Annotated in this window: 8 protein-coding genes and 1 pseudogene; 5 read left to right on the top strand and 4 right to left on the bottom strand. The window is 74.8% G+C overall.

Annotated features, from left to right (window positions below):
- Positions 1–47 precede the first annotated feature (47 nt).
- Positions 48–467: a winged helix-turn-helix transcriptional regulator gene (locus ABT093_RS34345; RefSeq protein WP_350571028.1), complete on the bottom strand. Its 420-nt coding sequence runs from the start codon at positions 465–467 to the stop codon at positions 48–50.
- 112 nt (positions 468–579) lie between these two features.
- On the opposite strand from ABT093_RS34345, the gene ABT093_RS34340 reads away from it, so the two are divergent.
- From ABT093_RS34340 to ABT093_RS34330, 3 genes are all read left to right on the top strand, one after another.
- The gene (locus ABT093_RS34340; RefSeq protein WP_502884380.1) at positions 580–2,052 is read left to right on the top strand and encodes an MFS transporter; all 1,473 of its coding nucleotides are present in this window, start codon (positions 580–582) and stop codon (positions 2,050–2,052) included.
- 165 nt (positions 2,053–2,217) lie between these two features.
- A complete protein-coding gene (locus ABT093_RS34335; RefSeq protein WP_350571026.1) occupies positions 2,218–3,255 on the top strand; it encodes a Dyp-type peroxidase in 1,038 nt (345 codons plus the stop codon).
- Entirely contained in the window at positions 3,252–4,052 is an 801-nt protein-coding gene (locus tag ABT093_RS34330) for a family 1 encapsulin nanocompartment shell protein (RefSeq protein WP_350571025.1), read from the top strand. Before ABT093_RS34335 ends, ABT093_RS34330 begins: the two co-directional genes overlap by 4 nt.
- 407 nt (positions 4,053–4,459) lie before the next feature.
- Here ABT093_RS34330 and ABT093_RS34325 read toward each other — a convergent pair whose 3' ends face one another.
- Positions 4,460–7,531, bottom strand: coding sequence for an AfsR/SARP family transcriptional regulator (locus ABT093_RS34325; RefSeq protein WP_350571024.1), 3,072 nt, complete (start codon positions 7,529–7,531; stop codon positions 4,460–4,462).
- 355 nt (positions 7,532–7,886) lie between these two features.
- On the opposite strand from ABT093_RS34325, the gene ABT093_RS34320 reads away from it, so the two are divergent.
- A complete protein-coding gene (locus ABT093_RS34320) occupies positions 7,887–9,998 on the top strand; it encodes an ATP-binding protein (protein ID WP_350571023.1) in 2,112 nt (703 codons plus the stop codon).
- A 209-nt stretch (positions 9,999–10,207) separates the two neighbouring features.
- Here the strand turns inward: ABT093_RS34320 and ABT093_RS34315 are convergent, their stop codons facing one another.
- Positions 10,208–10,780 carry a hypothetical protein gene (locus ABT093_RS34315; protein WP_350571022.1) on the bottom strand — a complete coding sequence of 191 codons (573 nt, stop codon included), beginning with the start codon at positions 10,778–10,780 and terminating at the stop codon, positions 10,208–10,210.
- Complete coding sequence (locus ABT093_RS34310; protein ID WP_350571020.1) at positions 10,777–12,069, bottom strand: hypothetical protein; 1,293 nt, start codon at positions 12,067–12,069, stop codon at positions 10,777–10,779. The genes ABT093_RS34315 and ABT093_RS34310 overlap by 4 nt, the downstream gene beginning before the upstream one ends.
- A 349-nt stretch (positions 12,070–12,418) precedes the next feature.
- Here ABT093_RS34310 and ABT093_RS34305 point away from each other — a divergent pair.
- A pseudogene (locus ABT093_RS34305) lies at positions 12,419–12,514 on the top strand (electron transfer flavoprotein subunit beta); the annotation flags it as partial.

Genomic DNA, 12,514 nt, shown 5'->3' with positions numbered 1-12,514 from the left:
CGAGAAGGGACGGACCCGGGAGACCGGGGCCGCCCCTTCTCGCGCGCTCAGCCCACCCGGGCGTCGTAGGAGGCCCGGGCCGCCGCGATCTCGCGCTGGTGCGTCTCGGTCCAGGCGACCAGCGAGCGGACGGTCTCGTGCAGGGTCCGCCCGAGCGGCGTCAGCGCGTAGTCGACCCGGGGCGGCACCACCGGGTGCACCGTCCGCTCGACCAGGCCGTCGCGCTCCAGCTGCCGCAGCGTGACGGTCAGCATCCGCTGGCTGACCCCGTCGATCTCCCGCCGCAGCTCGGTGAAGCGCAGCGAACCGCGGTCCAGCAGGGCGATCACCAGCAGCGACCACTTGTCGGCGATCCGGTCGAGGATCTGCCGGACCTCGCAGTCCTCCCGGGTGTCCCACTGGAGAACGTCGTAGTCGTCCCCGGTATCCGCGCAGTGCGTCGGTGACTTCGAAGTGCCTTCTTCCATGGTTCCTGATGCTGCCTCAGGATGGCTGGTGGTTACAAGAGGGAACCGACCGGACGAAGGGGAACCGCCCCGTCCGGCCTCCCCGCCCCCCGCGCACTCCCAGGAGACCTCCGTGTCCGCCTCCCCAGCCGTGCCCTCGGCCGTGCCCGAAACCGGCACGCCCGCCCGTCCCCCCGCGGCTCCACCGCCGCCCCCGTCGCCGTCCGACCGCCTCACCGGCCGCGAGACCGCCGTGCTCCTCGTCCTGTGCGGCGCGATCTTCCTGGAGGGCATCGACGTCGCGATGCTCAACGTGGCGCTCCCCTCGATCCGCGCCGACCTCGGCATGGACACCGGCTCGCTCAGCTGGGTGCTGAGCGCCTACGTGCTCGGCTACGGCGGCTTCATGCTGCTCGGCGGCCGCACCGCCGACCTGCTCGGACGCCGCCGGACCTTCCTGTTCTGGCTCACCGTCTTCGTCCTCTTCTCCGGACTCGGCGGCCTCGCCGGCGCCCCCTGGGTGCTCGTCCTGGCCCGCTTCGCCACCGGCCTCGCGGCCGCCTTCATGACCCCGGCCGGCCTGGCGATCATCACCACCGCCTTCGCCGAGGGCCCGCGCCGCAACCGCGCGCTGCTGCTCTACGCGGGCACCGCGGCCGCCGGCTTCTCGCTCGGCCTGGTGGCCGGCGGCCTGCTCACCGCGGTCGGCTGGCGCTGGGTCTTCTTCGCCCCGGTGCTGCTGGCCGGCGCCCTGCTGCTCGCCGCCCTGCCGCTGCTCCCGCGCGACCAACCACCCGCCCGCCGCCCCGGCGAGCGCTTCGACCTGGCCGGCGCCGCCACCGCCACCGGCGCGATGCTGCTGCTGGTCCACGCGGTGGTGCGGATCGGCGAACCGGACGCCGCCCTCGGCCCGACCCTCGCCGAGGCGGCCGGCGGACTGGCCCTGCTGGCCCTGTTCGCCGCCGTCGAACGGCGCTCCGCCGCGCCGCTGGTCCGCCTCGGCCTGCTGCGCTCCGGCCCGCTGCTGCGCGCCAACCTCGGCGCGCTGCTGTTCGCCGGCTCCTTCTTCGGCTTCCAGTTCACCGTCACCCTCTACCTGCAGGACCTGCGCGGCTGGACCCCGCTGCAGACCGGCCTCGCGCTGCTCGCCGTCGGCGTGGACGCGGTGCTCGCGCCGACCCTCACACCCCGGCTGGTGGAGCGGTTCGGCACCGTCCGGGTGATCCTCGGCGGCTTCTGCCTGGCGGTGGTGTCCTACGCGCTGTTCCTGCCGGCCGGCCCGGACTGGAGCTATCCGATGATGTTCCCGACCATGATCCTCACCGGTCTGGCCTTCGCCCTCGCCTACGGGCCGCTGACCATCGCCGCCACCGACGGCGTCGCCGAGGAGGAGCAGGGCCTGGCCGGCGGGTTGCTCAACACCGCCTTCCAGTTCGGCGCGGCGCTCGGCCTCTCCGCGGTCACCGCCGTCCACCTGGCCGCCACCGGCGCGGGGCGCCCCGGCATGGACGGCTTCCGGGCCGCCCTGGTGGTCCCGGTCGCGGCGGTCGCCCTCGGCGCGCTGGTCACCGCCCTCGGTCTGCGCCGCCGCGGCGCGCCGTCCTGACCGTCCGCCGCCGCGCCCCCACTCGGGCGGCCCCTCACCGGTCCGCCCGGTGGGGGTCCGCCCGCTGCCGTCCTGCTGCTCCGCCCGGCCTGCCTCCCGTGCCGAAATGTCCGCTCTGGGGTGTAATCGTACGGATGATCAGACCCCGTTGACCGGAGTCCGCCGATGCCGCAGCCCGTCCTCACCCCGCTCACCAGCGCCGCGATCTTCCTCGTCCTCACCATCGACCCCGGCGGCGAACCCGCCGTCCGGGCGCTCCTGCCCGACCTGGCCGGCCTGCGCCGCGCGGTCGGCTTCCGCGCCCCCGACGCCGGCCTGACCTGTGTCACCGGCATCGGCTCGGACGCCTGGGACCGGCTCTTCGACGGTCCCCGCCCGGCCGGGCTGCACCCCTTCCGGGAGATCGCGGGCGCCCGGCACCGGGCCCCGGCCACCCCCGGCGACCTGCTGTTCCACCTGCGCGCCGCCCGGATGGACCTCTGCTTCGAGCTGGCGGGCCAGCTCACCAACCGCCTCGCCGGGGCCGCCACCGTGGTCGACGCCGTGCACGGCTTCCGCTACTTCGACGACCGCGACCTCCTGGGCTTCGTCGACGGCACCGAGAACCCCGAGGGCCGGGCGGCGGCGGAGGCCGTCCTGATCGGCGCGGAGGACCCGGAGTTCGCGGGCGGCAGCTATGTGATCGTCCAGAAGTACCTGCACGACCTGGACGCCTGGAACCGCCTGCCCGTCGAGGCGCAGGAACGCGCGGTCGGCCGTACCAAGCTCACCGACATCGAGCTCGCCGACGACCTCAAGCCCGCCGACTCGCACGTGGCGCTGACCACCGTCACCGGCCCGGACGGCGAGGAGCGGCAGATCATGCGGTTCAACATGGCGTTCGGCTCGTTCGCCGGGGGAGGGGAGTTCGGGACGTACTTCATCGGCTACTCGCGCACGCCGGCGGTGACCGAGGAGATGCTGGAGAACATGTTCGTCGGCCGCCCGCCCGGCGCCCACGACCGCCTGCTCGACTTCTCCGTCGCGGCCACCGGAACCCTGTTCCACGTCCCGGCCGCCGACTTCCTGGACGCCCCGCCGCCCGCGCCGTCCGCCGCGGCCTCCGTCGCCGTTCCCGCCCCGGCCCCGTCCGCAGCCCCGTCCGCAGCCTCCTCCGACGGCTCCCTCGCCATCGGCAGCCTGAAAGGCACCCCCGCGTCATGAACAATCTGCACCGCGAACTCGCCCCCGTCTCCGCCGCGGCCTGGGCGGAGATCGAGGAGGAGGCCCGGCAGACCGTCAAGCTCCACCTCGCCGGCCGCCGCGTCGTGGACGTCGACGGCCCCGACGGCCCCGCCCTCGCCGCCGTCGGCACCGGCCACCTCACGGCCATCGAGCCGCCCGGCCCGGGCGTCCAGGCCCACGCCCGCGAGGTGCGGCCGCTCGTCGAACTCCGGGTGCCCTTCTCGGTCGACCGCGCCGCCGTGGACGACGTCGAGCGCGGCTCCCGGGACAGCGACTGGCAGCCGGTGAAGGACGCCGCCCGCACCCTGGCCCTCACCGAGGACCGCGCCGTCTTCGACGGCTACCCCGCCGCCGGCATCGAGGGCATCCGCGCCGCCGCCACCAACCCCGCCGTCCCGCTCCCCACCGACGTCCGGGAGTACCCCGAGGCGGTCAGCAGGGCTCTCACCACCCTCCGCCTGGCCGGCGTCGGCGGCCCCTACGCCCTCCTCCTCGGCGCCGACGCCTACACCGCCGTCAACGAGACTTCCGACCACGGCTACCCCGTCGCCAGCCACATCGCCCGCCTCCTCGACGGCGAGCTCATCTGGGCCCCCGCCATCGAAGGCGCCCTCCTGCTCTCCACCCGCGGCGGCGACTTCGAACTCCGACTCGGCCAGGACGTCAGCGTCGGCTACCTCTCCCACACCGCCGACACCGTCGCCCTCTACCTCCAGGAGTCCCTCACCGCCCGCATCTTCACCCCCGAGGCCGCCGTCCCCCTCACCACCCCCTGACCCCCGCCGCACACACCGGAGGGCGTGACCGGAACCCCGGTCACGCCCTCCGGCGGATCCGGTTCAGTACCAGATGGGCATCCACCAGAACCCCGGCGTGGCCGACCCCGCCGTGGGGCGCGCCGAACCGGCGGTGCGGGAACGGGGGAATTCGGCTATCGGAGTGCGAATGTCGCGCATATGCGAATTCTTTCTGTGCGTTCTGCAAGGCTTATGCGGGCCGAAGATCTTCGGCCTCCGCGGCCATGTGTAGCAGGCCGGGCCGCTGCGGTGCAAACTCCTGCGCGGGCGCTGGGAGCATGTTCGATCCCGGTCGTCCGGCGAACTCAAGTCGCGACTGCACGGTTTCTCGGCGATCAAATTCGATCATGCGTGAATCGTGAAGTGATGCGTTCAAACGGAATGCGCTACTCCGATCGCTTCCGCCCTCGTAGCCTGGCCAGCTCGTCCTTCGCGGCGGCCGCCTGTTCGGCCACCCCGACCTGTTCGGCGAGGAGCACGGCGGCCGTCAGGCGGTCGATCGCGGAGTCGGTGCGGCCGAGAGCCTCCTCGGTGTGGCCGAGTCCCCGCAGGGCCGCCACCTCTTCGAGGCCGGCCCCGACCGATTGGGCCAGCTCCAGGGCGGCGGCGTACTGGTCACGGGCGTCGACGGGGCGGCCGGCGGTCCGGAGTGTGTCGCCGAGGCTGTTGAGCGCATCGGCCTCGTGGCGGATGCTGCCGACTGATCGGTACACCGTCAGAGCCGACCGGTAGAGGGTCATGGCGCGGTCGAGGTCGTCCGGAACGTCCAGGGCCGACGCCAGGTTGATCCTCACCACGGCCAGGTCGAACGGTGACATGCATTCCGCGCCGCCGTCGAGGATCCGCTCGAACGTGGTGCGGGCCGCGGATTTGTTCCCGGCTCCCAGGTGGAGGTCTCCGATATTGTTCAGGATGATCATCTCGAAGACCCGGTCATTGAACTGGCGGGCCAATGGAAGGGCGCCCTGATAGGCGTCGAGCGCCATTTCGTGATTTCCCAGGGAATTCTGCACGATGCCGATGTTGGCGAGGCAGCGGGCGATGTTCCAGCGGTCTCCGCTCTCTCTTCGCATCCGCAGCGCCTCCTCCTGTCGGGCGAGTGCCTCCGTGAGGGAGCTCTGGTGCCAGAGCACCTCCCCGAGCAGGCTCAGGGCCTCGGCGGTGGCGTCGGCGTCCTGTTCCGCGCGGGCGAGGGTGAGGGCGCGGTCGAGGGACTCGAAGGCGGCGGGGTAGCGGGAGGCGTTGGCGAGGGTGGCGCCGAGGTCGATCAGGGCGCGGGCCTCGCAGCGGTCGTTCGCCGCCGAACGCCAGTACGCCACGGCGGCCCGGTGCAGGTCGTGGGCCTCGCTCCAGTAGGCCTGGGCGTCCAGGCGGCCGGCCAGCACGTGGGCCAGCCAGGCGGCGGCCTCCGGGTGGCCGGTGGCGCGGGCGTGGGTGCCCAGGGCGGTCAGGGCGGCCTGTTCGGTGTCCAGCCAGTCCCGCGCCGACTCGTGCGAATCCAGGTCAAGGTCGTACAACAGCGTTTCCATTCCCGGCAATTGGCGGAAGTCCGGGAGAGGGAGGCGTGACCGGCGGGGATACAGCAGGCGGTCCGCCTGATCGGCCGCGTGAATCATGAATCCGAGCAGTCGCCGCAACGCGGCCCCGCCCTCCTCCCCGGCCCCTTCGTCACGGATCAGGGCGAGCGCGTAATCGCGCAGCAGATCGTGGAGTTGGTACCGTTCGGGCGAATTCTCCTGCACCAGGTGGCAGTGCAGCAGCGCCTCCAGCAGGTGGTCCGTCTCGTCGACCGGCCGGCCGAGCAGCGCCGCCGCCGCGTGCAGGCCGATGTCCGGTCCGGGGTGGGCGCCGAGCAGCCGGAAGGCCTCCTGCTGCTCGGCCGGCAGCGACCGGTAGGACATCTCGAAGGCGCGGGCGACGCTCTCCGTGTCGTGCCGGATCTCGGCGAGCCGCCCGGTCTTGCGGGAGAGCCGCAGGGCGAGGTGGTCCAGTGTCCAGGAGGGCCGTGCCTTGAAGCGGCTGGCGGCGATCTCGATCGCCAGCGGGAGCAGGCCGCAGCGGTCGACGATCTCGACGATCCGGCTCCGGTCGTCGGCGCGCTCCCGCCCGACCACCGAGGTGAACAGGGCGACCGCGTCGTCCACCGACAGGATGTCCAGGAACACCGGTCTGGAGCCGGGCAGTTCGGCGAGCCGGCGGCGGCTGGTGACGAGGATCAGCGCGGCGGGCGCGTTCGGCAGCAGCGGCCGCAGCTGGGCCGCGGCCGCCGCGTCGTCGAGCACGACCACCGCCCGCCGGGTGGAGAGCACCTCGGCGCAGAGCGCGAACAGCTCCTCGCTGTCGAGCGGGATGGTGGTGGCCGGCACCCCGAGCCGGCGCAGCAGGGCGGTGGCGACCGCCTGCGGGGCGAGCGGGCTCTGGTTGACGGCGTGGGCGCCCAGGTTGAGGTGGACGTAGCCCTCGGGGAACCGGCCCCGCATCAGGTGGGCGGCGTGCAGGGCCAGGGTGGTCTTGCCGACCCCGGCCATGCCGAGGATCGCCGAGACGGTCACCACCCCGCCCTGCTCGGCCGTCTCCTCGGAGCTCCCGAGCAGGCGGCGCAGGTCGTCCCGGCGGCCGATCAGGCGCCGCCCCGCCGGGGCGTGCGGCGGGCCGCCGGCGCGCGGGGCGGCGGAGGGGCGTGCCGCGGGCGTGCGGCCGGCCGTTCCGGTCCGCGGGTCGCCGGCGAGCGGGTCCCCGGCGAGCATCCGCTCGTGCAGCCGGGTGAGGGCCTCGCCGGGACCGGTGCCGAGTTCGGTGCGCAGCCGGCGGACGACCGTGGGGTAGACGGTGAGCGCGTCCGCCTGGCGGCCGGCGCCGTGCAGGGCGACCAGCAGGTGGGCGGCGACCCGCTCGTCGGTGGGGCGCTCCTCGCGCAGGGCGGTGAGTTCGGGGACGACCTCGGCGAAGCGGCCGAGCCGGAGGTCGATCTCGATCCGCAGCAGGGTGGTGGCGAGGCGCTGGTCGGCCATCGTGGTGCGGGTGGACTGGGCCCAGCTGCCGGGCAGGCCCGCGAGCGGTTCGCCGCGCCAGATCTCCTCGGCCCGGCCCAGCACCGTGCGGGCCTGGACGTCCTCGCCGTTCTCGGTGAGTTGGCGGGCGCGCAGAGACAGATCGACGAAGCGATGCCAGTCGATCAATTGGGGATCGGCACGAAGCGCATATGTGTGCGATCGTCTCTCGATGGTCGGGGTGTCCCGGGACGAACCGAGGCCTTCTTCGGCGACGGCCTTTCGCAACTGGCCGCGAATGCGGGAGACATGGCTGTAGATGCTGGCCACCGCGCTGGGCGGGGGTTCCTCGTCCCACAGCCGGTTGGCCAGCAGGTCGTGGCTGAGCGGGCGGCCCACCTCCAGCGCCAGGGCGGCCAGCAGCTGGCGCCCCTTGTCCGAGCGAATTGCCGACAACTCGCCGTTCACCGAAAGTTCAATCGGACCCAGAAGATGGAACTCCATTGTGACGCCCCCCGCCGGTTGGCTACCAGCTTGCTGTCGCAGGGAGCATCCCACGATTGCGGGGGCCGGATCCATACCGTCTCCCGCTGTGCGGCGAGGCATTGTTGACACTTAACCCGGTCCGACGGAGCCTCATGTGATATAGGAGCGCCACCGATTGCCCGGGCACATCGGCCGCTCCCGTCACTTCAGTCCATCGTTCTACCGGTAGGGGGAGCCAGTGGAGCCGGATCGGTTCGGCGGAGCGGGAGTTCATCAACCGCACGGAGAGCGTGAACCGCACGAACCGCACGAACCGAACGCCGCGACCCGGAACTCGGTGTCCGGTGCCCGGGTCGGCGGATCGGTCGTCCAGGCGGGGGCGATCCACCAGTTGACCGTCTACGGCCAGCCCGCCCCGCCTCCCGCCGCCCCGGCGCTCCCGGTGCCCCGCCAACTCCCGCCGACACCCCGGAGGTTGGTCGGCCGGGACGCCGATCTCGAAGCCCTGGACCGCGAGTTGGACGACACCCCGGACGGATCCGCCGACGTCACCGTGGTGGTCACCGGCCCGGCCGGGGTCGGCAAGACCGCCCTCGCCGCCCAGTGGCTGCGCCGCCTCGCCGGCCGCTTCCCGGACGGCCAGCTCTACGCCGACCTGCGCGGTCACGCCCCGGGCGGCCCCGCCGACCCGGCCGAGGCGCTCGGCGGCTTCCTGCGCGCCTTCGGCATCGCGCCGGTGCCGCGCAGCCTCGCCGAGGGCGCCGCCCTCTGGCGCTCGCTCGCCGCCGAACGCCGGATCGCCGTCCTGCTCGACAACGCCTCCACCGCGGCCCAGGTCCGCCCGCTGCTGCCCGGCTCGGAGCACGCCGTGGTCGTGGTCACCAGCCGCCGCCGGCTCACCGGGCTCGGCATAGACGGCGCCGTGTTCCGGCCGGTCGACGTGCTCTCGGACGACGCCTCGGTGCAGCTGCTCGCCCAGCGGGTCGGCGCCGACCGGGTGGCCCGCGAACGGCACGCCGCCGCCCTGGTGGTGGAGCGCTGCGGCCGGCTCCCGCTCGCCGTCTGCCTGGCGGCCGCCCGGATCGCCGCCCGCCCGGTCCAGCCGCTCGCCGCCACCGCCGAGGCGCTCGACCAGGAGTCCCAGGGGCTCGCCGCGCTCGACGTCGAGGGGGAAGCCGTGCGACACGCCCTGGACGCGTCCTTCGAGGTGCTGGGGGCGGACACGGTCCGGCTGTACGGGCTGCTCGGCCTGCTGCCGTTCCCCGTCTTCACCCTGGACGTGGTCTGCGCGGTCGGCGGCCTGGAGCGCGCCGAGGCCGACCGGCTGCTCGGCGGACTCATCGACGTCCACCTGCTGGAGGAGATGGAGGACGGCTTCCGCTTCCACGACCTGGTCAAACTCCACGCCCGGGCCCGCGCCGACGAGGTGCGCGAGCGGCCGGAGGGCCTGGCCGCCGTCGACCGCGTCCTCGACTGGTACCTGGCCTCCACCACCGCCGCCGAGGCGCTGCTGAGCCCCAGCCACCGCACCCTGCGCCGCGACTACACCACCGAACCGGTGCCGGGAGCCCGCGAGTTCGCGGACGAGGCGGCGGCCGTCCGCTGGCTCGACGCGGAGACCGGACGGCTCGCCGAGGCCATCCGCTGGGCACACGACACCGGCAGGCCCGCCACCGCCTGGCAACTGGTCGACGCCATGTGGCCGCTGTTCCTGCGGCTGCGCCCGGCCCGGCTGTGGATCGACGCGCACCGGATCGGTCGCACCGCGGCCCGGCAGGCCGGCGACACCGACGGCCGGCTGCGGATGCTCACCTCCGGCGGCAACGGCCTGCGCAACGCGGGGGAGGGGGAGGAGGCCGCCGCGTGGTTCACCGAGGCGCTCCACCTGGCCCGCGCGGTCGGCCGGCCGCTCGCCGAGGCCGACGCCCTGTACGGCCTCAGTCAGACCCACCGCACGGCGGGCCGGCTCGCGGAGGCGGCCGACTGCCTGCGCGCGACGGCCGCTCTCCGCGAGGCCGAGGGGTATCCGCGGGGCACCGCGCTCGCCCGCCTCGCGCTCGGCGACGTGCTGCTCGCGGACGGCCGCGCCGCCGAGGCGGTCCCCGTCATCGCCGGGGCCCACCGCGACCTCGTCGCCGTCCCGGCCGCGTACGAGGCGGCCCGCGCGCTCGCCTTCCTCGGGCAGGCCCACGCCGCCCTCGGCGCCCACGCGGAGGCGGGCCGGTGCTACGCGGAGGCGCTCGCCGGGTTCCGCGCCGGGGGCGCCCGCCACTGGGAGGCCCGCGTCCTCGAACTCACCGGAGACCTCGCCCGCGCCCGCGGCGACCTCACCGAGGCGGTCACCCGCTACCACGAGTCCCTGGCCCGCTACGAGGCCCTCTCCGCCCCCGACGCCGCCCGCCTCACCGCCGCCCTCACCACCCTCGCCACCCCACCGGAGGACCGGTAGCGCCCCACCCCCGGCGGTCGGCCGCCCGGCTTCCGGCACCGGCTGGTGGCGATGCGCGAGGCGGTGCCGGTGGCCTCGGGGAGAGCGCGGTCGGTGGTGGGCCGGGTACGGGCCGGTGGGCCGACGGGCGGGCGCTGTGCGGGTGAGGGTGGCTGGGGGCGGCAGGCCCGGGCGTCCCGTCGGGTGGTGGCGGGACGCCCGGGCTCGGGTCAGCCGGCCAGGGGGCAGCCCGGGCAGGCGGGGCGGGAGGTGGGGGCCGAGGCGGTCAGGGTGGTGAGCTCGGCGAGGGTGCGGCCGGCGGCGAGCCAGGTGTGGGCCAGCGAGCCGACGGCCAGGCGCTGTGCGGGTGAGGGCGGCGCGCCGTCGCCCGGCCGGGGCCGGAGCACCAGCCGCCCGCCCGTCCGGGCCAGCACCAGCAGCGTGCCGCCCTCGCCGTCCGCGGTGGCGACCGCGCAGCCGGGGTGGGTCCGCAGGACGGCGGCGAGCCGTTCCCTGGCCCGCCCGGGGGCGGTCGCGCCGAGGTGGAGCACATCGGCGTGGCGGCGCCGGCGGGCGGCGTCGGGGTCGGCGAGGTCGATCGCGAGGTGCTCGTCGACGAACGCGCGGGTCAGCGGCCCGCCGGGGCGGCCGGCCGGGCTCCGGCTGACGAGCAGCCCGTGGCAGACCCCGGCGGGGGAGTGGATGCGGGCCTCGAAGCGCGTGCCCGCCGTCCCGGCCGACGGCGACGGGCCGTCGGCCGGGACGAGCCGCACGGTGTGCAGGGCCGTGTGCGGCGCGGTCACCCCTCCTCCCGCCCGCCGCCCGCCGGCCACAGCGGCGCGGGCCGCGGCAGCGCGGGCGGCTCCGGCAGGTGCGCGGGCTCGCCCAGCCCGAGGACCCGGTAGAGCAGCCGCCGCATCCGGCGGTCGAAGCGCCCCGGCTGCGAGCTGATCCGGGCCGCGATCGCCGCGTACTCCTCCCGCCGGTACTGCTCGGCGGCGTACGCCAGCTGGGCGGTGAGCGGGTGGGACGGGCTGAGCGCCGGCGCGGTGCGGGCGAGCAGCGCGCCCGGTGAGCGCGGGTTGACGTCCCGGTGCGGGTACTCGGCGAGCAGGATCGGCGCGCCGGTCATGGTGCCGTAGAGGGTGACCGAGCCGTGGTCGCCGATGACGAAGTCGGCGGCGACCAGCAGCGGACGCCAGTCCTCCTCCGGCGCGATCACGGTGACCGCCCCGCGCGCGGTGGCCGTCGCCCACGAGCGGACCGCCCACGGGCTGTGCGCGGCGGCGACGTTGGGGTGGACCAGCAGCGCGGTGCGGTAGCCGTGCCGGGGCAGTTCGGCGGCCAGCCGCGGCAGCACGGCGTCGAGCCGGGTGAACAGCGAGCCGCTGCCCCAGGTGGAGCAGACCAGCACCAGCCGTTCGCCGGGCCGCAGCCCGAGCGCCGCGCGGTAGCGCTCGCGCTCGGGCAGGGCGGCGGCGATCCGGTCGTAGCAGCCGTCGCCGACCACCTCGACGATCGGCAGCGCCTCCGGGCAGCCGCGGCCCAGTTCGGCGCGGTCGTCCTCGTGGGCGAGCGCGTACGCGGCGGGCACCAGCCGCCCGCGCCAGGTGACGTACTCGGGCCCCAGCCCGGCGACCGTGCGCCCGGCGCCGACCCCCGCCGGCGACAGCTTGATGTGCCCGGCCCCGTGCGGCAGCCGCACCAGCGGCCCGCGCAACCGCTCCAGGCCCTGCGACCCGGCGGCGAGCACCAGGTCGAACTCCCGCCGGACGGCCTCCGCCCACGGCAGCACCGTGCCCCCGAGCCGCCGGACGTGGGCCTCCGCGCCCCCGTTGAACGCGTGCGGCGGCACCGTGAACTGGACGTGCACCCGCAGGTCCGCGGCGAGCAGCGGGTAGATGTCGTGCAGCCGCTGGCCGTAGACCACCGAGTGGACGACGACCAGCACCTCCTTGCAGTCGGTGAGCGTGGCCCACGGCAGCGGCCGTCGTGCCGGGCCCCCGCCGTGCCCCTCCGTCCGGCCGTGCTGCTCCCCGCCGGACCGTTCCCCGTGGTTGACTTCGTCGACTTCCCCGTGCACCAAGGTCATGTCGTTCCCCCTCCTTGATCCCGGACCGGGGCCCCGGGTCTCGGCGGCCCCGGCGGGTGTCTGCCCGGGCGGTCTGGCGGATTCCATGACGGGTCCTGGCCGGTCTTGCACAAACCTTGCGACGCCCTTGCCGCCCCGCTTCCGGCGGCCCGGAAGGCCGGAAAGGGTACTGAGTTCCTTTACGCGGGGTACTGAGTGCCGTATTCTCTCGGGAGAGCCTCGGAGGCTGTCGAGGAGAGCCGACGGGCCGGACCCGGCCCAGCGCCGATCTGGCACTCAGTACCCTCGGTGCCGCCGGGGTCGTGGACCAGTGCATCCGACCAGTGCACCCGTACCAGGAGAACCGCTCATGAGCTTGAGGATCGTTGTCTGTGTGAAGTACGTGCCGGACGCGACGGGTGACCGTCGTTTCTCGGACGATCACACCACCGACCGGGAGGGCGTG

The organism is Kitasatospora sp. NPDC002551 (assembly GCF_040296005.1).
Lineage (GTDB): Bacteria > Actinomycetota > Actinomycetes > Streptomycetales > Streptomycetaceae > Kitasatospora.
The sequence above is the reverse complement of the archived record's forward strand: the minus strand, read 5'-3'. Positions and strand labels throughout refer to the sequence as shown.